This window comes from Coleofasciculus sp. H7-2 (assembly GCF_042747725.1).
In the GTDB taxonomy this organism is placed as follows: domain Bacteria; phylum Cyanobacteriota; class Cyanobacteriia; order Cyanobacteriales; family FACHB-T130; genus FACHB-T130.
In genome coordinates, this window is sequence record NZ_JBHZGO010000013.1 from 14,467 (window position 1) to 35,758 (window position 21,292).

Below are 21,292 nucleotides of genomic sequence, written 5' to 3' on the forward strand. Positions count from 1 at the left end.
TGAAGGTTTGCTCATTTTTAAATCTGGTTTTTCAACTGTCTATTAAGCCTCACTCAGTAATTTTATAAGCGAGGAAAATATTTATTTCCTAACCGGATAGAAATATGATTATTAAAAAATGCAAATTGCTGAATTGCAATATTTGGATTTATAGTTTTTTCAAATTAATTGCTCCTACTCGTATTTTTCTGGCTTAGATACAACGTTTGCCAGTTCCTTTGAACCTACAATGATTAGATTTTGCGGAAAAATTTTTCCGGATTTATCTATAGAGTGTAATTAAAGAGAGTATTCTGGAATCCGGAGGCTCTATTTTCAAAAAGCCTCCAGTCATCGTAACTTGTCAATAAACTTTACGAGTCTAATAGTCCTTTGGACTTTGCTAATAACTAAAGACTAATTGTCATTAGCCCTTAGTTATTAGCTATTATCGTTACATACTATCGCGTACAGCTTTAATTTCTTCAAGGGAGATGTCCTGAATCTCACCCCGAAACTCGTTATCTTCTGTCAGAAATAACATACAGTGGCACTCTTTTCGCTCTCGCATGGGTACGCAAGGACAATTCCAGAAAGTTGCACGTACTTCTGCTTCTTTATCTTCGTAATGGCGACAGGGACACAAAGGGGCACCAAGATCATCTTTATGCTTGGCGAGTCCTTCAATCACTACGGCTGTTACGGAAGGATCGACACAGAAGTAGGTGCCGGTACGCTTGGCGTATGTTTCGGAGAAATGGCGCATCGCCTCTAGACTTTTTTCGCTGGATTTTGTTTCAGTTTCTGATGGGTTCATAATATGAGATGACACGGATCGACAGGTGTTTATGCATTGTATCTTAAGCCTTTTCCTCAAGGGGATTGGCTGGGATCGATGCCATCGGGCAAGCCTACTTCAGAGGGGATTGTAGCTGAAGTTGTAGCGGCTGCTCGGTATTGATGACAATTCCAGAAGAATTGCGATTTACGGGCATTGCAGGCTCAGTTGAAGACTCCGGCATCCATATCATCCAGCGGCTACCGGGGGGTAAAGAGCTTAGAGTAACATGATTGGGAGTCAGCCAGATTAAGGGAAGCGTGGGTGGATCTCCAGCACGGGCATCTTCTGTGGCGTAGGTTGCTGCTAGAGTTTCTAAAACCACGCGATGACCTTGCACTAAACCTGTGAATGCTGTCCAAAGTTTTACATTCAACTGACGCCCACTGGCATAGAAGTACAAGGATGCCGCCGCAATGACTGCTTGTTCAAAATGCTCTAGATTCCAATTGGTGGCGCTATCGAGGCAGATAATTACTTCTTGTCCACCCGTGAAAACTTCTAGTTCGCGCACCTTGAATTCACCGTAACGGGCGCTGGTTCGCCAGTGAATTAAACGAGTGGGATCGCCGACTCGATAGGGACGAAGCGATCGCGTGATTCCTTCTGTGGCAGCTTGGGAACGGCGATCTAAACTCAGAAACAAGGGACTTTTCTCTTGCCCAATTTCATCCACCATCGGGCAGTTGGTGAGGGGTAAAACGGTGGGATAAACAAATGCTGTAGCGGCAACTTCACGCTGGCGGCGACACCAGAATAATCCCACAGGGGCAGCGGTTCTCAGTTGCACCGTGTTCCACCGATAAACCCCGCGTTTTTGCGTGGGTAGGTAGTAAACCCAGCGGTGAATGCTGTGAGGAGGAATCGTTTCAATTGCAGTCTGTACGGGTTGTCCCAGTACGAAGGGAAGAACGTCCCGGACTAAGAGTAAGGTTTTGGGATGGTTAACCGGATTTTCAATTTCTAATTCAATGGTTAGCTCATCGCCGACGCTGACGGGCTGGATAGGGCGTCGGCTGACTTGAAGATGACGAAGCGATCGCACGGATAGGACGGCGGCGATTCCCAGTAGCGCCAAACTGAGACCACTTATAACATACAGCCACCCCGCCATTGTGTTCGTGGCGGCTCCAAAAAAACAGACGGCGATGATTCCCAGTATCCACCCGGCGTAGGCTGGCGTCACCCACCGAGTTTCCAGCCAGTCTGCTATCCGATAACCGATATTCATAAACAGCGCTGCCCAGTCTAGAGTCTAGCTATCCCAGCACCTTAACAAAATTCTGATTACAAATAAATAAGATATTTTACACCTGTCTGGTAATTTTTTAAAATTAAGGACATTCACGGTTGACTTAAAGAAAATTTTTAAAGGCAAGATCAATTAAACTGTGGTTTTACCGACGCTGCCGGACAAGAGTGAGTACCCAGGGGAAAAAAAATGACCAAAGCAAATGATGCTGAAGCGACTCGCGCACAAGCTCCTTCACGCATACCACCACCACCGCCACCACTTCCTCCGCAGATGCAGCCAGGGCGCCCCCCAGAAGTCAACAGCGCGACTTCCATTAAACAGATGGTGAAAGATGCGTATGCTCAAAAAGCCTCGGACATCCATATTCGAGTCGGGCAAACTCCTAGATATCGGATTCGAGGTCAGATGGTAGAGACTGAGAATCAGCTCAAGGTAACACCAGAAATTTTTGAACAATACCTTGCCGAAATCCTGACTCCTGCTCAGCGAAAACAGTTTGCAGAAAACAAGGAACTGGATACGGCAATTTTCTACCCAGGTTTCGTGCGCTGTCGGGTGAATTGTTTTGAATCCCTGATGGGCGGAGCGATGGTTCTACGGTTGATTAGCCTGGATATTCCTTCCATTGATAGTTTAGGCTTACCGCAAGTTCTCAAGGATATTGTGAGCAAACCGCAAGGATTGATTCTGGTGACAGGTCCTACGGGATCGGGGAAATCAACTTCCTTAGCGGCGATGATTCGTCATCTGAATGAGACGACGAATAAGCACATTGTTACGATTGAAGACCCGATTGAATTCGTCCACACTTCCCAAAAGTGCTTGGTTAGTCAACGGGAAGTGGGTTTGCATACCCATGAGTTTCACGGGGCACTGCGGTCAGTTCTGCGGGAAGATCCAGATGTGATTCTGATTGGGGAAATGCGCGATCGCATTACCGTTAATACTGCCCTGCAAGCTGCCCAAACAGGTCACTTAGTTTTAGGTACTCTGCACACTCGCAACGCCATCAACGCGGTTAACCGCTTGTTGAACTTGTACAACGCAGATGAACAGCCAGCGATGCGAATTCAGATCACCGATTCTTTGGTGGCTGTCATTGCACAACTGCTGCTGCCAACCACGGATAGTCGTCGCACGGCAGTCCACGACATCTTGATCAATACTCCGGCAATGCAGGATTACTTGCTCAAGGGTAACGATGAGGAAGCTTATCGGTTGATGCTAGATGACACGTTCGACGGGATGCAGGTAATGAATCAGGCGCTTTACGATCAAATGCTAGAGGGTCGGATTACCCTAGAGGCGGCATTGAGTGCTTCCCCAGATCCCAACGATCTAGATCGCCGTATCCGCACAGGCGGAATTGACGCTTCTAACTCGGCTCGTACCTGGATGTAAGCTGGGTTTTCCGGAAAAGTTGGAGCGATCGCTTCTATGGATGTCATATCAAGAATGCGATCGTCTGACTACAAAATATATTTGGGATCTCTCAATACTCACAGCTATTTCAAGCCATCCATTTCAGTTACGGCAAATTCCTGGTTAATTGCCGCAATTTCAGCTTGGATTTCTGGATTGCTTGCCATAGCAACTAAGTCCTCCTCTTCGTTTAATAAATCAAAATTACTCATGTAAGGTTTTATAAGCTTTGAGACAATTGTGTAGCTAGCCTCGACTAGACGTTTATCCCTTGGATTGTTAGGGATTTTAACTACCATGAAAAAGATTACAACTGACATCTTGCACCATTCTCAACAAGCCGCCAATCCTGCCCGGAACTCAAGTTCCGGGCTAATAGCTCAAGTCCACTAAAGTGGACTGGGGAAGAACTTCAGTCCACTTTAGTGGACTTGAGCTATTAGCCAGGGGTTTGAACCCCTGGCTTCATCAAGCTGAATATCTTTGCCAGATCCCAGAGCGTACCAATTGTCAATTATCTCTTGTACATCCATGATCAAATCTCGCATTTCTCCAAGGAGCGATCGCTCTTAAAAAAAAGCCCGCGACAGCGGGCTTTTTTCGTGTAGCCCCAAGCTGAATGGGGCTAATGTTGTCGAATAATTTACCGCTTCGCCAACTTCTTTGTCATCTTCCGCAGACGAATTGACTTAGGAGTGACTTCCACCAATTCATCTGAACCAATGTATTCCAAGGCACGCTCCAAGCTCATATCGATTGGCGCTTGCAACTGCACTAACTCATCACCGCCAGAAGCACGGTGGTTCGTCAGCTGCTTCGCCTTGCAGACATTGAGTTCCAAATCTTGAGAGCGATTGTGTTCGCCTACAATCATGCCTTTGTAAACCTTGGTGCCCGGAGTGATAAAGAATGCACCCCGATCCTCAGCATTCTTCATCGCGTAGAAGGTAGAAACACCTTCCTCAAATGAAATTAAGACACCGTTGCGGCGATTTTCCATATCGCTGCTGATGGGGCGATAGTCTAGGAAGCTGTGGTTCATAATCCCTTCGCCACGGGTGAGGCGCATAAATTCGCCCCGGAAGCCGATTAAACCACGGGCGGGAATTACAAATTCTAGTTGAGTGCGACCAGTGGCACTCATCTGCATATCTTGCATTTCGCCCTTGCGCTGTCCCAAACGCTCGATACAGCCACCACTGGCTTCTTGGGGGACATCCAGCACCAAACATTCGTAAGGTTCGCAGGGTTGACCGCTCACTTCGCGGTAAATCACTTGTGGCTGGGAAACTTGAAACTCATAGCCTTCCCGGCGCATGGTTTCAATCAAGATGCCGAGGTGGAGTTCGCCTCGACCGGAAACCAGTAATTTATCGGGAGAGTCGGTATCTTCGACGCGCAGGGCGACGTTAGTTTCGAGTTCGCGGAACAGGCGATCGCGTACTTGCCGCGATGTTACCATAGTCCCTTCCTGTCCGGCAAACGGCGAATCGTTCACCGAGAAGGTCATTTGCAAGGTAGGCTCATCCACCTTAATCAGCGGCAAAGCTTGCGGTTCGTTCGGGCAAGTAATTGTCTCGCCAATATTCGCATCGGCAAAACCAGCCACCGCTACAATATTTCCAGCGGAGGCTTCTTCCAAATCAATCCGCTTTAAGCCTTCAAACCCCATCAACTTCGAGACTTTGCCTTTGACGATGGCGCTGGTTTCTGTCACCAAAGCCACTTGTTGTCCCATCCGGATTGTGCCGTTATGGATTTTGCCAATCACAATCCGCCCCAGATATTCAGAATAATCCAGGGTAGTCACTTGCAGTTGTAGAGGCTTATTCGGATCGCCTACAGGTGGCGCGACATGGTGCAGAATTGCCTCAAACATGGGCTGCATATCCATGCTGTCGGATTCCAGGTTATTTTTGGCATAACCATTGATACCGGAGGCAAACAGATAAGGGAAATCGCACTGATCGTCATCTGCGCCCAGTTCCAAAAACAGATCCAATACTTTATCAATTGAGCCGTGGGGATCAGCTTGGGGACGATCGATTTTGTTGACGACAACGATGGGGCGCAGTCCTTTTTCTAAAGCTTTTTTCAGCACAAATCGCGTTTGGGGCATGGGGCCTTCATTGGCATCTACAATCAAGATGCAGCCATCTACCATGCCTAACACCCGCTCGACTTCGCCGCCAAAATCGGCGTGTCCGGGAGTATCGATAATATTGATCAGCGTCTCTTTATAGGTGACAGCTGTATTCTTTGCCAGAATTGTGATGCCTCGCTCCCGCTCTAGGGCATTGGAATCCATGACGCAATCAGGAACGTCTTCGCCTTCGCGGAAGATGCCAGATTGCTTGAGGAGGGCATCAACGAGGGTTGTTTTGCCGTGATCGACGTGGGCAATAATTGCGACGTTGCGAATAGGGAGCGTCATAGAAGCGTTCCAGAGAGGGTGTTGAGATTGAAATTGAAATAGATGTCTCTTGACTCACTTAACAGAATTTGGGATTTAACATGAATCCTGTAAAGAAGCCTTAACAATTCTAGCCTAATCGCCCGAAACATGACGCTAGTTTCAGGCATCCTTCATCTTTGCCTTTCTCGTGCGAGTGCGCGTCAGGCACAGACGTAACAGACGCTATTCGGTGCAATGATTGCGGTAGTAGTGTGAACCGAATCACTGCCCAGAAGTGCGATCGCCCTTAGCCTAATTGAAGACAAGAATTGGCGAGGCAAATATTATCACCAGCAACAACATGAGGGAGACTTCATGCCGGATTTTTTAAGAACCCTTTTGACTTCAGGAGGGTTTATTCCCCACGGACACTGCTATCTCTGGAAGCCAGATTTAGTTTGGCTTCATGTTACGTCGGATGCTTTGATTGCGCTGGCATATTATTCAATTCCATTCATGCTGGTCTATTTTGTCTGCAAAAGACGAGATGTGCCCTTTAACTGGATTTTTCTGATGTTTGGCAGCTTTATCATCGCCTGCGGCACCACTCATCTGATGGAAATATGGACGCTGTGGCATCCTACTTACTGGCTAGCGGGATGGATCAAAGCTTTTACCGCGATTGTCTCCCTCGGTACGGCGGTGCTGCTGGCAGAGTTGATTCCTAAAGTGCTGGTTCTCCCCAGTCCAGCACAACTGGAGGCGGCAAACCTAGCGCTGAGAAAGGAAGTGCTAGAACGTCAGCAAGTGGAGGAAGCATTGCAGCGAGCTTATGATGAACTAGAAATTCGGGTTCGGGAACGAACGGCAGAATTAACAACCATCAACGCATCGTTAGAAGCTGAAATTGCTGAACGTAAACAGGCGCAAGCAGCGCTACACGAACGAGAACAAGAACTCAAAGCGCTAATCGAAAATACTCCAGATATCATTTCACGGTTCGATCGGGATCTGCGTCATACCTATGTCAACTCAGCAGTGGAACTGGCAACAGGAGTACCGCCTGAGGTATTTATCGGCAAAACTAATCGAGAATTAGGGATGTCTGAGGATATCGTCTGCCATTGGGAAAGTGTTATCCGCCAAGTTGTTGAAACGGGCCAAGAGAAGGTTGTTGAATTTCAGTTTCCGACACCGAATGGGCTGAAATATTATCAATCTCGCCTCGTAGCAGAATTTACCAAAGACGGTTTAATCAATTCTGTACTAGGTATCGCGCGGGACATCACTGGACTGAAGCAGGCGGAGGAAGCGTTGCGGAACAGCGAACAGCGATTCCGTGCTACTTTCAATCAAGCCGCTGTCGGCATTGCACAGGTAGAAATGAATGGACAATGGCGACTGGTGAATCAAAAGCTTTGCGACATTACTGGTTACACTCGTGAGGAACTTTTAGAGCGAACTTTCCAAGATATTACTCACCCCGATGACCTCAATAGTAGCTGCGAACACGTCCGCCGATCGTTAGCGGGTGAGTTTTCGGCATACTCGCTGGAAAAGCGCTACATTCGCAAAGACGGCTCCCACATTTGGATTAATTTAACAGTATCGCTTGTCCGTAATTGTGCAGGTGAACCAAGGTACTTTATTGGCATTATTGAAGACATTAGCGATCGCAAACGTTTCGAGCAGGAAATTACACAACTCAATCAAGACTTGGAACGCCGGGTGGTTGAACGGACTGCACAACTCGAAGTCGCCAATCGGGAACTAGAAGCTTTTTCTTATTCTGTCTCCCACGATTTACGTGCGCCGCTGCGGAGTGTTGATGGCTTTAGTCAGGCACTTTTGGAGCGCTGCGCCGACACGCTGGATGAGAAAGGCAAACACTACCTGCATCGGATTCGTGCAAGCAGCCAGCGGATGGGAGAACTCATTGATGACCTGCTGGAGCTTTCACGGGTGACACGTACCGAGATGCGTAGCACCAAAGTTGATTTAAGCGCGATCGCTTCTCAGATTGCCACTGAGCTAAGACAGACGCAACCGGAACGACACGTTGAATTGGCGATCGCTCCCGGCATCGTTGCACAGGGGGATGCGCGGCTTTTACGAATAATTCTAGAGAATTTACTTCATAATGCCTGGAAATTTACGTCAAATCACGTATATGCTCACATCGAATTTGGCATCATACTACAGGCAGATTCTCAACCTGCCTATTTTGTACGTGACAACGGTGCTGGTTTTGACATGGCTTACACCAACAAATTGTTTGGAGCCTTTCAGCGCCTGCACTCGATGACTGAGTTCCCCGGAACTGGCATTGGACTGGCAACTGTCCAGCGAATTGTTCACCGCCACGGGGGTCGAGTATGGGCTGAAGGCGCAGTAGAACAAGGCGCAACTTTCTATTTCACGCTTTAGGGTGGGCAGAATTCAAACTTACTTCTAAACGGAAAATAAATTGAATAACCGACACATCCTATTGGTGGAAGATAATCCTGACGATGAAGAGCTTACCTTACTTGCTTTGGATCAAAGCGGTATTTCCTACAATATTGTAGTCGCCCATGATGGAGTAGAGGCACTAGATTATCTGTTTGGTACGGGTAGGTACGCTGACAGGGACATCAACAGACTACCAGCAGTTGTTCTCCTGGATATAAAAATGCCCAGAATTGATGGTTTAGAAGTGTTGCAACGACTGCGTGCCAACGACCGGACAAAACTCTTGCCAGTCGTTATTCTCACGACATCAACAGAAGAGCAAGACCTCCTCAACGGCTACAGCTTCGGTTGTAACAGTTACATCCGCAAACCCGTAGATTATGTACAATTTATGACAGCAGTAAGGCAGTTGGGAGTCTACTGGCTACTTTTAAATGAAGCCCCGCCGCTGCTAGGAATATGATGAATCGACCGCTGCGAGTTCTCATAGTCGAAGACTTAGAAGATGATGCTGAATTACTGCTGAATGAACTAGAGCGCGGTGGTTACGAGCCGGTCTACGAACGGGTAGATACAGCGGCTGCCATGAATGCAGCACTGGATAAACAGCATTGGGATATTGTCATTGCAGATTACTCAATGCCCAATTTTAGCGCTCCCGCTGCTTTAACTTTGTTGAAGAACAAAGAGCTAGATTTACCATTTATTATTGTTTCCGGCAACATTGGTGAGGATGTTGCAGTCGCTGCGATGAAAGCTGGAGCGTCTGACTACCTGATGAAAGGCAAGCTGGCGCGATTAATTCCCGCAGTTGAACGCGAGTTGCGCGAAGCAGTTGAGCGGCGCAAACGGCGCGAAGCAGAACAAGCTTTACGTGAGAATGAAGAACGCTTCCGCTTACTTATCGAAAATGCATTAGACATCATCGCCGTTCTAGATACTGACGGCACTGTATATTACAATAGCCCATCCGTTGAGAAGGTTTTAGGTTACAAACCGGAAGAGTTAGTTAGCAAAAACTTCTGCGATTTTGTTCATCCCGAAGATGTAGCAGAGGTTCTTTATACCCTAAATCAAGCAGTTGAGAAACCAAATATTACCCTATCTATAGAATTTAAAGTTCAGCATCAAAATGGCTCTTGGCAAATCTTGGAAGCCATTTGCAACAATTTTATCCCCCAGTCAGGAATCGCTAGAGTTGTTGTTAACTGCCGGGACATTACGGAACGGAAGCGAACAGAAGAAGTTCGCATTGCTTTGGAAAAAGAAAAAGAACTGAACGAAGATAAATTTTACTTTGTTTCGATGATGGCTCATGAGTTTCGCAATCCACTCAACACAGTCCTTATGTCTGCCGAACTTCTCGAACATTACAGCTATAAAACGACTGAAGAGCAAAAAACTTCATACTTCAATCGCATTCGCTTGGCTGCTAAACATATGACGCAGTTGTTAGAGGATGTTTTGACAATTAGTAGAGCAGAAATTGGAGAATTAGAGATTAACTTAGAGCATTTTAATTTAAAACAATTTTGCCACGATCTGGTGGAAGAAATTCAATTTACGGCTGGCAAGGAACACGCGCTCACTTTTGTCAGTAAATCGGAATGTACCCAGGCGTATATGGATCAAAAATTACTGTGGCATATTCTGACGAATTTGCTCTCGAATGCAATTAAATATTCACCTCAAGGCGGCACTGTCCAGCTTGAACTTTCTTGTCAAAATGGACAGGCAACTATCCAAATTAAAGATGAAGGAATTGGCATTCCTCCAATCGACCAAGAACAACTATTTGAAGTGTTTCATCGAGCCAAAAATGTTGGCAAGATTCCCGGTACGGGGCTGGGATTATCAATTGTCAAAAAATTCGTGGATTTGCACGGCGGTCAGATTGCCGTTAATAGTGAAGTTGGGGTAGGCACCACTTTTACAGTGTTGCTGCCATTGAACAGTCAGATGTCAACCGAGGGGTTAGACGATGCGAGTGCGTATTTCGTCAGCTAAGCTGTCATGTTACCTAACTCCCAATTCCATTCCCTGGGAGGAAAGGGGGCAATTATATTTTTATTTTTTTGTAGGAAATCCTTTGGACGAGGGGTTAACCGAAAAATCAGGACTTACGCAACTTGCGCGACATCTGAGGGCAACCACAGGGGGATTGAACCCGAAAAAACGCTATATGTATAAGCTTTGCGTAAGTCCTGAAATGTTGTAAGGAAGCGATCGCTTGTATTTGTCTTCCCAATATAGTACAATTGTACTAACATAATACCTCTTCAGACCGCGCCAAAATCGATACAAGCGCAAGGGAGTCAGAAATAATGGCTTGGAATCCTGGGCAGAAGTTGCAAAACGGCAAGTACACTATTGAAAAAGTGCTAGGACAAGGTGGTTTTGGGATCGCGCATTTGGTTAAAAACAAAAAAGGCAATTTGCTGGTCATCAAAACCCTCAAACACTTTCTGCAACACCAACACGACTTCGACAAATTTCAACAGGATTTCCTGAATGAAGCGGTGCGGTTAGCCAAATTCAATCATCCTCATATCGTGAAAATTGATGAAGTCATTCAAGAGGATGGACTGTGGTGCATTGTGATGGAATATATTGCTGGAGAGAGTCTAGCCCATCGAGTTTGGCGGAAAGGGGCAATGCCCGAAACGGAAGCATGGCGCTACATTCAGCAGATAGGTGACGCCCTGACGCTGGTTCACAACAATGGTTTACTGCATCGGGATGTCAAGCCACTCAACATCATGCTGCGCTCTTGTAAAAATGCTGATGTTGTGACTTCTGAGATGGAGGGCGTCTTTGAAGCGGTTCTGGTTGACTTTGGCATTGCCCGCGAGTTTACCCCAGATATCACCCAAACGCAGACAGAATTTTGCTCCAGCGGCTTTGCACCGATTGAGCAGTATGACTGGCGCTCAAAACGGGGTGCTTACACTGATGTTTATTCTTTGGCGGCGACGCTATATACCTTATTAACCGCCCAAGTACCTACGCCTTCTCCGATGAGAGCGTATGGGATGCAACTAATACCACCCAAACAAATTAATTCGCTCCTCGGCGATCGCACAAATTACGCTATTGTCAAAGGTATGGCTTTAAAACCAGAAGATCGCCCTCAGTCAGTGCAGGAATGGCTGGCATTGTTGGGAATCTTACCACCCAGAAATGCTAATGCCAGTCCTCTTGTCCAATTGCAGGAGCGATTGCGTGAAGCGCAAGAAAATAAATTAAAAGGTAGTGACGAGTGGCGGGAGCGATTCCGAAAGGCGCAAGAAGACAGATTAAAAGATAATCATAATTGGCGCGATCGCTTGCGAAAAGCTTGTCAAAAGTGATGAACAGAGGATGGCTCTGATAGCCGAATCTTGAAGTTGTCAGATCGGGATGCGATCGCTTCCTGAAACTCATTGCAGCCAAGTTCTGCATCCTCTAGACCGTGGGGAACTTAGAGCGATCGTGGCGTCAGACTCAGGTAAGAGTGAGAAGGTAAGGCTGCTAATTTTTGTTCTTTCACCCTATTCTGGGATGAAAGGGCAGCTTTTTATGAGTAAATACCTAATGCAAAAAAAATTCTAAAGACATGGTGAAACGGTCTCACCGAATGATGTTGATGGGTGCCTATATTTTTGCTGGTTTACTGTTTACTAAACCAACACAGGCATTAGTTTTTCCTCAGCGCTTGCCAAATCCGCTGGTAGTACCAGCAAGCATTTTTCTGAGCGCTCAGCCTTATTCACCTTCACAGGTTTTAGAAAATATACCACCCGAATTGCGTCCGGAGCCAACCTTGGAGGATTTTAATGCCGATATTTGTCAGGATATTCCTATCGGCGTTGGCATTCCAGGATTTCAACCAGGAGTACATAATAACGTTGTCCAACGAATCCTCGGCAATCCCAGCGTAACGACTAAAGGCTACTGGCCTAATACTCGTGCAATATCATATCAATTAATACCAGATCAGGTGAGCCTGGGTTTTTTATTTGATAAAACTTCTGGACTCATACGCCAAACCGAAGCATCTTTTGCCCAATGGGTGAATACCAAGATCGTGCTGGTGACGTTGAATAGTATGTTGGGTTGCCAGCTCAACGACACCATCAAGCAGGGTTTACAACAGGTGCAGCAGCGTCAGTCTCCCAAATTCTTTTTTTCGCTAGAGTCCCTTCAGGGAGTGATTGAGCGAGATCGGCGCGATCGCGTTTATATTGGCATTTGGGAGGCAGGCTTACACTAAAGATGGGTAGTTGGGAATTAGTAATTGGTAATTCATTATGGGTGATTCGTGATTAGTCAGTAGCCACCAACTAAGAACTAAAAACTATTGATCGTTACCCATTACCCAAAATTAAAATGATTCTCTCACAACGCTTTACAGATGCCCTCACCTTTGCTACCACGCTGCACGCGAACCAAATTCGCAAAGGTTCAGGTGTTCCTTATATTTCCCATTTACTTGGCGTCACCAGTATTGCCTTAGAGCATGGGGCGAATGAAGATGAAGCGATCGCTGCCCTACTCCATGATGCCATCGAAGACCAAGGCGGTGCCGCAATCCGAGAAGAAATTCGCCGTCGGTTTGGAGATACGGTGACGGAAATTGTCAACGGTTGTACCGATGCTGACACGACACCCAAACCACCCTGGCGACAACGCAAAGAAGCTTATATTGCCCACATTCCGACTGCTTCAACCTCGGTGCGGCTTGTCTCAGCAGCCGATAAACTCCACAATGCCCGCTCGATTTTGACTGATTATCACATTGTAGGCGAGGCAGTTTGGGAACGCTTTCAAGGAGGCAGAGAAGGAACGCTTTGGTATTATCGCTCTTTGGTTGTCGCATTTCGCCAAGCCGGTTCATCACCGCTCATTGATGAGTTAGACAGGGTGGTTTTAGAACTGGAGGAGTTGGTAGACAAGGTTGCTTAGGATCGTGTCATCACCCTGGTAAGAAGCTAAATGCTTCTATGCGATCGCGCAGGATTGCAACCTCCTTTCTGAGCAAGGACGCCCTAATTCCTGCGCTCGACATCTTGACTACAGGAAAATGCAGTTACAGGATTTGCAGGTTTGTTACTTCCAGGACTTACGCAAAGCTTATACATATAGCGTTTTTTCGGGTTCAATCCCCCTGTGGTTGCCCTTACTATGTGGTGATGTTTGCGTAAGTCCTGTCTATTATAAAAACAGATAAGTAGGTGGGATTAATTATTTGTAGTAGTGGTTACGCGATCGCTAACCCGTGCAGATGTTGGGTTTCAAGAGCGTTTTCCATTCCCTACGAAAATCTTCAATTTAATTGCATCCGCATAATTACCACAAAACTTATTTATTTTCATTGGTAAAAAGTAGGAAAAGTTGGAAAATTAAGATAGAATTTTTCAGTTTAGGAACCGAACATTCTGGAAATAACTTGCTATATGCACTCTACGTCAAAAGATGCGATCGCATGAATGTAGATGAAGTTCTGGAAGCTGTAGAACAAGTTCTGCTTTCTCGGCAACTCAATCACCTTGAGCGATTAATTCTGCGTCAGTCGTGGCTGGGGCACGATTATAGCGAGATGGCACGGGATTCTGCTTACAGTATCCCCCACCTCAAAGAAGTTGGCTCCCAGTTGTGGCAGGATCTCTCAGCGGTACTAGGGCAGAGAGTAACGAAAAAAAATCTGAATTTACTCCTCAACCAGTACCAGCAAAACCGGACTCTTGAGCAGATTGGCACAGCGCCGCGCCAGTTGCCAACTTCTACAAGAACCCCAGAAAATTTTCCAGCCCCCCTCACTGCGACTGAGATCAAATTTCCCAGCGGTGGTGTGCCGCTAGATTCCCCGCTTTACATCAATCTCCCCTCGATTGAAGAACTCGCCTGCACTGAAATTACCCAACCTCAATGCCTGCTGTGGATCAACGCACCTAAGCAGATGGGGAAAAGTTCGCTACTTAACCGAATTCTTGCTGGCGCGACAGCTGTTGGCTACAAAACCGTCTACTTGGACTTTCAAGAAGCCGAAGAAGCGATTTTTGCTTCCTTCGATAAATTTTTGCGCTGGTTCTGTGCCAATGTCAGCAGGCAGTTGAACCTCAATCCCATGCTAGACGATTATTGGGATGAGGATATGGGCAGCAAGGTGAGTTGCAAAATCTATTTTGAGAGTTATCTGCTCAAGCAACTTAACACTCCCGTAGTCTTGGCTTTGAATGAAGTCAATCGGGTTTTTGAGCATCCCAACATTGCCCAAGACTTTCTGGGGATGCTGCGATTTTGGCACGAACAGGCACAACAAGTTGAAATTTGGCAAAAACTTCGCCTGGTGGTAATTTACGCGCCGGAAGGCTATCTTTCGCTCAAGCTGAATCAATCCCCCTTCAACGTTGGGCTATCCATTCGCTTGCCACAGTTTACAAGCGAGCAGGTGCAGGATTTGGCAGTTCGCTATGGACTTAATTGGACTGATGACGAAATCCAGAAACTGATGGCAATGGTGGGAGGACATCCCTATCTAGTCAGCGTGGCGCTTTATTACTTGTGTCGGAAAGAGATGACTTTGGAGGAGTTATTACTTTTCAGCCCTACATTAGGTGGGGTATACAGTCATCATCTGCGGGATTATTTGGCGATCCTCCGAGAGCAGCCACCATTGGCATCGGCATTGCAACAGGTTGTTACTGCTAATGGAAGCGTGCGATTAGAAGCGATCGCTGCCCATAAGTTAGAAAGCATGGGATTGGTTCAACTGGATGGAAATCAGGTTCGCGTCAGCTGCGAGTTGTATCGTCTCTATTTTCGCCAACAGTTAGGAAAGGAAAATGAAACTGACGTGCTTCTAAAGCAGTTAGAGCAAGAAAAACAAAACTTTCAGGATTTATACAATATTATTGATGAAGTCACCCACTTGGCTAATCGGCGTTACTTCAACCAATATCTAGAAACCAAGTGGCAGCAGCTTCTGGGAGAGATTTTACCGCTGTCTCTCATTTTATGCGATGTCGATTATTTCAATTTTTACACCAATATTCGCGGAAATTTAGCTGGTGATGCCAGTTTAGAGCGAATCGCTAGGACTACCCGTCAGTGCGTGGCGGATCGAGCTGCTCTAGTTGCACGTTATGGGGTTACAGAGTTTGCTGTGCTTTTGCCCCAAACTCATGCTGATGTGGCGATTTTACTCGCAGAAAATATTCGACAGAGCATCAAAGCTTTAGCCATCGCCCACGATCATTCCAATTTCGATGGATTTCCTGCTGATGTTCTCACAGTCAGTTTAGGGGTGGCAACGATAACGCCTAGCCCTCAAATCTCTCCAGCGATACTGATTGCGACAGCTGAGGAAGCCCTCTTGCAGTCAAAACGACAAGGGCGCGATCGCGTAAGCATCTGCTGCTCTTAACTCTACTTTAGCCCCGATGGAAGGAAGGCGATCGCCATTTGGGCGATGAAAAACAGTTCCGATGTTTACACCACGTATTCACCATAAATTAATCCGTTAGCTCGCAAAGTTTCTCCTTGCAGAGAAAGGCTGATTTCAGCGTTGCCTGTGACTTCCTCAATAAAGGTGTATTGCCGACTTTGATTGTCGGGCACTACTAGCTCTGTCATCGCATCAAAATGTACGGAAAGCAATAATTGGTCTTGTTCGTCGGCGGCTTCTACCTGCAACCTTTGAGGATATTTTAATTTGCGATCGCCAAACAGTGACGCCATAGTTCCAGGCAGACGCAAAGGTAAAACTGGCGACTCAGACCAATGCCAATTAATGCTTAAGTTAGCACCCAGAAAAACTTTAGATAAGTTGTTACCCAAATAAATAAAGATGTAGGGCAAGCCGCCCACAGAGTGATCTTTATTAGTACGTTGGTCTAAAATCAGCGCGATTTTCCTACCGTCATTACAAGTAGCAAAAACCACAAACCACTCCCAACCAATATCTTCACCCCAACGAAAGCGACCAAAATTGCGATCGTGATAGCAAAACCAATCCTGATGGATATTAAAACGCTGTCCGCATACTGATAATTCTCCCATTACCTTTAGACCGGGCACTAAGCCCCATCCGATAAACCCGCTACCGAAAGGCGAATCCTCCGTCACTAATAGAGGCATTGCTTGGGCCTCCCCTTGAAAGCGTATAAATAGCTGCGCCCTTTCGTCTTGCACTTCTATTACTGAGTGCTTGCCGTTAATTTCTAAATAGATACCTTTTCCTTGCAAACGCAATGGATGACGACACACCATGTCTTGTTGCCATTCCAAGGAAAAGGTGGTTGCGAAGGTAGCCAAAGGAGTATCTGGTTGGTGTTGTTGCGTAATCTGTTCTGAGGGGAGATTTACTATGAAGCTAACTTGAATCTCTCCTTGCTGCGGTCTGCCAATCATTGTCATATTGACCAGCACTCGCAGTCCACTTTGAATATCTATCAAAATAAAGTGGTACCAATCCTTCCAGTCTAGGGGTGAAAAGAGGTCATTTAGGGGGATGCGTAAATCTTCTACACGGGCTATTAGTTGTTCGTTAATGCTCATCGCTGTATCGAGCCTTTTGCCCCAATAACATCCTCAAAATCGATCTGGGGTGGAGGCATTTCTACGGGTGATGGTGCTTTGGTAGCGATCGCTTCCACTGTAGCCGCAATCCTAGGCGATACCAACGCCAGTCCTAAAACAACGCCAGTAAACCAGCGTTCTGCATCCATGCCCAAGGATGCCACGACTTCTGCCGCCGCATCCGACACCGATGTATCAACTTTGGGCTGACTGACATTTAATTCGGTTGGTACCAAACTCCACAGCCACTGTTCCCCTAAATAAAGCAAACCACCTTGCCCCATCTGAGTGCCAACACAAGCATGATAACTAGATGCCGCTTCCTGAGTGATAGCTAACCAACGGGGAACTTGAGCTGCTGAGAAAGCGAGTACCCCATTATCAAAGAAACTTGTCTGCTTTAGCTGTGCCAGTATGCTACCAGCATCGGTTTGAGCGTATTTGTCGCCTTGTCGGCACAGCAGGAGCAATAATTCTACCACCAGCCAACGAGCCGGGAGCGTAGCTAAACACGCTAGTGCGGGGAACAAAGTTTTAGTTGCTGCGGTAGCGCGATTCCACACAGCGGATTTCTCTCTTGACGAACCGCTTTCTAAGGTAGCTTTTGAGAGAGATGCTTCACCAGAGGTTAAATCTTTCAAATTGATGGTAATTCTTGGCGAGATTAGCGCCAGTCCTAAAAGGATGCCTGCAAACCAGCGTTCGGCAGATCCTCCTAGTTTGAAAACAAAATTTGCTAAAAAAGGAACAGATATTTCTGCTTTTTTGCGATCTACTGCTATATCCTCTGGAACCAAACTTAACAGCCATTGCTCCCAAAGATATAGCAAACTCTGATTGCTTAAGATTGCATTCGTACTTTTGAGGCTATCGGCGATCCAGTTAGGAATTTGAGCGAATGCAAAAGCGATGATTCCATTTTGAAAGAAGGGAGTGGTTTTAAGTTGATTGAGTAACTGTGCGCCTGATTCTGTTTGGGCGTATTCCTCTCCTGTTTGACACAAAATTATTAAAATTTCAGCTAATAGCCGACGAGATGGAATTTTATCTAAATCTATCAAACCTGACAATAAACCAAAGATTGCGGCTGGCGCTTGATTTCGGGTATCCGACAATTGAGAAGTGAAGGGCAAAGTGACTGGCAAGGAGACTTCGACAGCTTGAGGTTTATCTTGTTTCTGTACTGATGACAAAATTTTTAGTTCAATCGGAATAGCTTCTTCTTGAATTGCCGGAAAGCGTAACCAACTCTTGAGATGTTGCCCAGGTTGCAGAAGAAAAGGAATTGAAAGTGTTATTGTTTGGTTGACTTTATTTCCTTGACATAGATAAAGATATGAGGGTTCGATCCGGCTAGATAGAGAGATAATCTGACCGTCATCTAATATCCAATCATCCAAGGTAAGACGGAACAATAAAGTTTCAGCTATCTGGCTATGAAGTAACACCCGTAGAACCAGGGTTGCACCTGGATAAACTTTGATATTTAAGTGAGGAGAACTTTGTAGGACGGTTGGGTGTTCGCTCATTATTTTTTTGTCTTCTACTTATGCAAAGTTAAGCGTTTCGATAGATTACATAGTTGATTAATTCTTTCAAGAATCGTCGGTCGTGGACGGAGCATACCCATTGTTCTTCTGGTCGTATTGGAGTTTCTGGCTGAAGAAAATCTAGGCTCTCAAAAATTTCTGCGGCTCTGTTGGAGAGCGATCGCGCTACTTTCCAACCGTGTTCGATGCTACCGCAACACTCCATTTTCTCGATAATAAAGGCGAGTTGATCGGTTGTTTTTTTCTCTCTGGGTAAAGCGAGAATTTCTAATATCTTCTCAGATTCTTTGCCACTATTTGCCAAGACATGATTCAGCATTAATGTGCGCTTGCCTTCGTAAATATCTCCGCCAATCTCTTTACCATAAGCTTCAAGTTGACCTTGTAAATTCAACAAATCGTCTTGGATCTGAAAGGCAATTCCTAAAATCATACCAAATCGAGTTAGACCTGCCAAATGTTCAACCATATCCTTAACATTTGCTGATGGATGTCCGACGATAAAACCAATTCGACAGGGAGTAATAAACGAATACCAGCACGTCTTTTTGACGCACATTTTAAAGTAATCTTGATCGGTTAGGTGGGAAGCATTAGTGGCAACCCAATCTAATTCCATCGCTTGTCCTTCGACAGATTGCTGTGCCATAAACTCGATTTCATGCAGAACATTAAGAGCTTTAGAAACTCCGATAACGGACAAGTTTTCTAGTAACAAACCCACCGCCAACACGTTCGTAGCATCGCCTACATTAATGGCACGAGGAATTCCTATCAGTTGGTGTAAAGTGCCCTTACCCCGTCGAGATTCAGAACCATCTTCGATATCATCGTGAATCAAAAAAGCGTTGTGATAAAGTTCTAGAGCAGATGCCGACGTTAAGGCAGAATGTCCCATCCCTCCTACTGCTCTAGCAATACTAATACACATGGTTGGGCGCAGCATTTTGCCGACTCGAAAGGGGTAATCTGTTAACAAGTCGTATAAGGGTTTATAGGCACCTGATAGGTAACTTTTAGTTTCAACAAATTCTTGGATTTTTTCAATTACAACTAAGCGGGATTTGTGTACTGCTTCATTGATAATTTTTTTGTCATACATCAATTCCTCTTGGGCAATCTTGGGAATTTTCTCAATCTTATGGTTTTGTATGGTTTCTTCATTTAACAAGTTTGTAGCAATGTCATTACGTAAGGCGAAAGCCAACATCCCATCAGAAGCTAATGGCACTGAGTTAACAGTTTGGAACGCTGCGAGTGTGGTTGAGGAATTTCCATTATCTCCCTGTTTTCCTCTCTCAGTGCCCTCTTTCCTCCCATTCCCATTTGGGCTTATCTTAGTCCCATTCTCCTCAAAAGCTGCTCTAGAAGCAGGCATCAACTGCTGGCAAGCTATCGATTGGTTTTTAATACCGTTGCCTAAATTAAATTCTACAGAGAGTATTGATTGGTTGTCTGCTTGTTCCTTTGGTATCGCCGTGACGATTTTAATAACTTGCTGCTGTGAGAGTTTTTTGGTTTGACTTACGATGTCGTGGCTAGGGCTGTTTATTAACGAAGCCAAGAAACAAAAACATACCGCAAATAAGAAAATTGCCAGCATTAAATTTCTCTATGAATCAAAACATTCAAGCTATTGGATACCAACCGAGTCAGATTTTTTTAGCTGTCATTGAAAACAGGTTTAGGTGGGGTTATTGACAAGATCAAGCTTATTTTTTTCTACAAGTTATTTCAATCCCCACCCAAGCGAGCTTTTGAGACGGTTGTCATTCTGTCAGGGTTACAGGGCGATCGCTTTGAGATAAACACCCAGGCGAACTAACACATCAAGATTGCCGCTATAGGCACCGAAAAAGCCTATAATTTCGTAACCTTGAGGTGCTTCAAAAGAGAAAGGTTCAACTTCCTTTTGGCTATTTCCTCCGCCAAATACCTGTGATTTAACTTGTTTATGGGTTTGAAACTGTAAGCTGACAATATCTTGTTGTGGATAACTAGGGGCTTGTTTCCCCCAGGTTCCTAAAATTCCTGTCAAATAATCTCCCGCTTCTAGGCTAAATTCGCCAAGTTGACCACCCGATCCACCATATGCTATTGACTCGTATGTCTCAGGTGGATTGGTTGCCAGATTTTCATATTGAACTTGAATCTTGTCGATAGCCCAAGCAGCATGAATACGCACAGTTTTAATTCTCGATTTAGGCGTTTCTTTTTTTGGTCGGATGTCAAAATTCGTTGCATTGATAAAGCTGCCTTTTGGTCCTTGTGTTAGGAAGGACACTGATGCTGGCGAAGTTTCTTCTGGAACGGGAACAAGTTCCCATTGCTGATTCGGCGTACCGTGAGTACCGTTGACTGGGTACATAACAATGGGGGTCAAAGGCTCCGGAATACTTCCTAGGATATCTAGTACGAAGTCATTAAGCTTACTTTTGATCAACCCATCCTCAGTAATTGTCCATTGCTGATTGGGCGTACCGTTAGCACCGTTTACTGGGTACATAATCAGGGGGGTAAAAGGGTCTCTTTTGCTTGCTGGAATATCCAGTACTAAGCCGTTGAGCTTACTTTTAATTAATCCATCCTTAGTAATTTGCCATTGCTGATTCGGCTCTCCATAAGTACCCTTAGCTGGGTAAACCACTAGGTTGGTTTTAGGTTCCGGGTTGTTACCTGCAACATCCAGCACGAAGCCATTGAGCTTACTTCTGATCAGAAAGTAGCCACTTTTAGACTGCTCTTGAACAGTACCCTGTGAAATCATTTTTGCTCCTTTGATAATTAAGTCAACATTTGATATACGGACAGCCTCAGAGTCCATGTCCATATTCATGGCTGCG

General features: G+C 45.6%; 17 protein-coding genes. 8 read left to right on the plus strand and 9 right to left on the minus strand.

Annotated features, from left to right (window positions below; all coding sequences use genetic code 11):
• Nucleotides 1-433: 433 nt before the first annotated feature.
• On the minus strand, nucleotides 434-796 hold the full coding sequence (locus ACFW2W_RS02135; RefSeq protein ID WP_378172774.1) for a ferredoxin thioredoxin reductase catalytic beta subunit: 363 nt from the start codon (nucleotides 794-796) through the stop codon (nucleotides 434-436).
• A gap of 94 nt (nucleotides 797-890) precedes the next feature.
• On the minus strand, nucleotides 891-2,048 hold the full coding sequence (locus ACFW2W_RS02140) for a DUF58 domain-containing protein (RefSeq protein ID WP_378172705.1): 1,158 nt from the start codon (nucleotides 2,046-2,048) through the stop codon (nucleotides 891-893).
• Between the two features lie 294 nt (nucleotides 2,049-2,342).
• On the opposite strand from ACFW2W_RS02140, the gene ACFW2W_RS02145 reads away from it, so the two are divergent.
• On the plus strand, nucleotides 2,343-3,473 hold the full coding sequence (locus tag ACFW2W_RS02145; RefSeq protein ID WP_378172777.1) for a type IV pilus twitching motility protein PilT: 1,131 nt from the start codon (nucleotides 2,343-2,345) through the stop codon (nucleotides 3,471-3,473).
• 104 nt (nucleotides 3,474-3,577) lie between these two features.
• On the opposite strand, the gene ACFW2W_RS02150 is transcribed toward ACFW2W_RS02145, so the two are convergent.
• On the minus strand, nucleotides 3,578-3,814 hold the full coding sequence (locus ACFW2W_RS02150) for a hypothetical protein (RefSeq protein WP_378172707.1): 237 nt from the start codon (nucleotides 3,812-3,814) through the stop codon (nucleotides 3,578-3,580).
• Between the two features lie 323 nt (nucleotides 3,815-4,137).
• Complete coding sequence (typA, locus tag ACFW2W_RS02155; RefSeq protein ID WP_378172710.1) at nucleotides 4,138-5,928, minus strand: translational GTPase TypA; 1,791 nt, start codon at nucleotides 5,926-5,928, stop codon at nucleotides 4,138-4,140.
• A 336-nt stretch (nucleotides 5,929-6,264) separates the two neighbouring features.
• Here typA and ACFW2W_RS02160 point away from each other — a divergent pair, with 336 nt between their 5' ends.
• Genes ACFW2W_RS02160 through ACFW2W_RS02170 form a run of 3 tightly spaced genes read left to right on the plus strand, consistent with a single transcriptional unit; the run spans nucleotide 6,265 to nucleotide 10,347 of the window.
• Nucleotides 6,265-8,316, plus strand: a complete 2,052-nt coding sequence (locus ACFW2W_RS02160; RefSeq protein ID WP_378172712.1) for a PAS domain S-box protein — start codon at nucleotides 6,265-6,267, stop codon at nucleotides 8,314-8,316.
• Nucleotides 8,317-8,356: 40 nt separating this feature from the next.
• Complete coding sequence (locus ACFW2W_RS02165; RefSeq protein WP_378172715.1) at nucleotides 8,357-8,803, plus strand: response regulator; 447 nt, start codon at nucleotides 8,357-8,359, stop codon at nucleotides 8,801-8,803.
• Nucleotides 8,800-10,347: an ATP-binding protein gene (locus ACFW2W_RS02170; protein ID WP_378172717.1), complete on the plus strand. Its 1,548-nt coding sequence runs from the start codon at nucleotides 8,800-8,802 to the stop codon at nucleotides 10,345-10,347. Before ACFW2W_RS02165 ends, ACFW2W_RS02170 begins: the two co-directional genes overlap by 4 nt.
• A gap of 113 nt (nucleotides 10,348-10,460) precedes the next feature.
• Here the strand turns inward: ACFW2W_RS02170 and ACFW2W_RS02175 are convergent, their stop codons facing one another.
• Nucleotides 10,461-10,610 (minus strand): hypothetical protein, encoded by a 150-nt coding sequence (locus ACFW2W_RS02175; protein WP_378172720.1) that lies wholly within the window; start codon nucleotides 10,608-10,610, stop codon nucleotides 10,461-10,463.
• A gap of 54 nt (nucleotides 10,611-10,664) precedes the next feature.
• Here ACFW2W_RS02175 and ACFW2W_RS02180 point away from each other — a divergent pair, with 54 nt between their 5' ends.
• The 4 genes from ACFW2W_RS02180 (at nucleotide 10,665) to ACFW2W_RS02195 (ending at nucleotide 15,745) form a co-directional block, all read left to right on the plus strand.
• Nucleotides 10,665-11,690 carry a serine/threonine protein kinase gene (locus ACFW2W_RS02180; RefSeq protein ID WP_378172723.1) on the plus strand — a complete coding sequence of 342 codons (1,026 nt, stop codon included), beginning with the start codon at nucleotides 10,665-10,667 and terminating at the stop codon, nucleotides 11,688-11,690.
• Nucleotides 11,691-11,935: 245 nt separating this feature from the next.
• A complete protein-coding gene (locus ACFW2W_RS02185) occupies nucleotides 11,936-12,592 on the plus strand; it encodes a hypothetical protein (RefSeq protein WP_378172725.1) in 657 nt (218 codons plus the stop codon).
• Nucleotides 12,593-12,711: 119 nt separating this feature from the next.
• On the plus strand, nucleotides 12,712-13,284 hold the full coding sequence (locus tag ACFW2W_RS02190) for an HD domain-containing protein (RefSeq protein ID WP_378172780.1): 573 nt from the start codon (nucleotides 12,712-12,714) through the stop codon (nucleotides 13,282-13,284).
• Nucleotides 13,285-13,693: 409 nt separating this feature from the next.
• On the plus strand, nucleotides 13,694-15,745 hold the full coding sequence (locus ACFW2W_RS02195) for an AAA-like domain-containing protein (protein WP_378172728.1): 2,052 nt from the start codon (nucleotides 13,694-13,696) through the stop codon (nucleotides 15,743-15,745).
• Between the two features lie 65 nt (nucleotides 15,746-15,810).
• Here the strand turns inward: ACFW2W_RS02195 and ACFW2W_RS02200 are convergent, their stop codons facing one another.
• From ACFW2W_RS02200 to ACFW2W_RS02215, 4 genes are all read right to left on the minus strand, one after another.
• Nucleotides 15,811-16,878: a hypothetical protein gene (locus ACFW2W_RS02200; protein ID WP_378172730.1), complete on the minus strand. Its 1,068-nt coding sequence runs from the start codon at nucleotides 16,876-16,878 to the stop codon at nucleotides 15,811-15,813.
• Nucleotides 16,875-18,428, minus strand: coding sequence for a hypothetical protein (locus ACFW2W_RS02205; protein ID WP_378172733.1), 1,554 nt, complete (start codon nucleotides 18,426-18,428; stop codon nucleotides 16,875-16,877). The genes ACFW2W_RS02200 and ACFW2W_RS02205 overlap by 4 nt, the downstream gene beginning before the upstream one ends.
• A gap of 28 nt (nucleotides 18,429-18,456) precedes the next feature.
• Complete coding sequence (locus ACFW2W_RS02210) at nucleotides 18,457-20,052, minus strand: polyprenyl synthetase family protein (RefSeq protein ID WP_378172735.1); 1,596 nt, start codon at nucleotides 20,050-20,052, stop codon at nucleotides 18,457-18,459.
• A gap of 180 nt (nucleotides 20,053-20,232) precedes the next feature.
• Nucleotides 20,233-21,285 carry a jacalin-like lectin gene (locus ACFW2W_RS02215; protein WP_378172738.1) on the minus strand — a complete coding sequence of 351 codons (1,053 nt, stop codon included), beginning with the start codon at nucleotides 21,283-21,285 and terminating at the stop codon, nucleotides 20,233-20,235.
• Nucleotides 21,286-21,292: the final 7 nt, after the last annotated feature.

Excerpts from the sequence above, each read along its gene's own strand:
- ACFW2W_RS02135 (WP_378172774.1), bottom strand. The coding sequence starts at position 796 with ATGAACCCATCAGAAACTGAAACAAAATCCAGCGAAAAAAGTCTAGAG.
- ACFW2W_RS02140 (WP_378172705.1), bottom strand. The coding sequence starts at position 2,048 with ATGAATATCGGTTATCGGATAGCAGACTGGCTGGAAACTCGGTGGGTG.
- ACFW2W_RS02145 (WP_378172777.1), top strand. The coding sequence starts at position 2,343 with ATGCAGCCAGGGCGCCCCCCAGAAGTCAACAGCGCGACTTCCATTAAA.
- ACFW2W_RS02150 (WP_378172707.1), bottom strand. The coding sequence starts at position 3,814 with ATGTCAGTTGTAATCTTTTTCATGGTAGTTAAAATCCCTAACAATCCA.
- typA (WP_378172710.1), bottom strand. The coding sequence starts at position 5,928 with ATGACGCTCCCTATTCGCAACGTCGCAATTATTGCCCACGTCGATCAC.
- ACFW2W_RS02160 (WP_378172712.1), top strand. The coding sequence starts at position 6,265 with ATGCCGGATTTTTTAAGAACCCTTTTGACTTCAGGAGGGTTTATTCCC.
- ACFW2W_RS02170 (WP_378172717.1), top strand. The coding sequence starts at position 8,800 with ATGATGAATCGACCGCTGCGAGTTCTCATAGTCGAAGACTTAGAAGAT.
- ACFW2W_RS02175 (WP_378172720.1), bottom strand. The coding sequence starts at position 10,610 with ATGTTAGTACAATTGTACTATATTGGGAAGACAAATACAAGCGATCGC.
- ACFW2W_RS02180 (WP_378172723.1), top strand. The coding sequence starts at position 10,665 with ATGGCTTGGAATCCTGGGCAGAAGTTGCAAAACGGCAAGTACACTATT.
- ACFW2W_RS02185 (WP_378172725.1), top strand. The coding sequence starts at position 11,936 with ATGGTGAAACGGTCTCACCGAATGATGTTGATGGGTGCCTATATTTTT.
- ACFW2W_RS02200 (WP_378172730.1), bottom strand. The coding sequence starts at position 16,878 with ATGAGCATTAACGAACAACTAATAGCCCGTGTAGAAGATTTACGCATC.
- ACFW2W_RS02205 (WP_378172733.1), bottom strand. The coding sequence starts at position 18,428 with ATGAGCGAACACCCAACCGTCCTACAAAGTTCTCCTCACTTAAATATC.
- ACFW2W_RS02210 (WP_378172735.1), bottom strand. The coding sequence starts at position 20,052 with ATGCTGGCAATTTTCTTATTTGCGGTATGTTTTTGTTTCTTGGCTTCG.
- ACFW2W_RS02215 (WP_378172738.1), bottom strand. The coding sequence starts at position 21,285 with ATGAATATGGACATGGACTCTGAGGCTGTCCGTATATCAAATGTTGAC.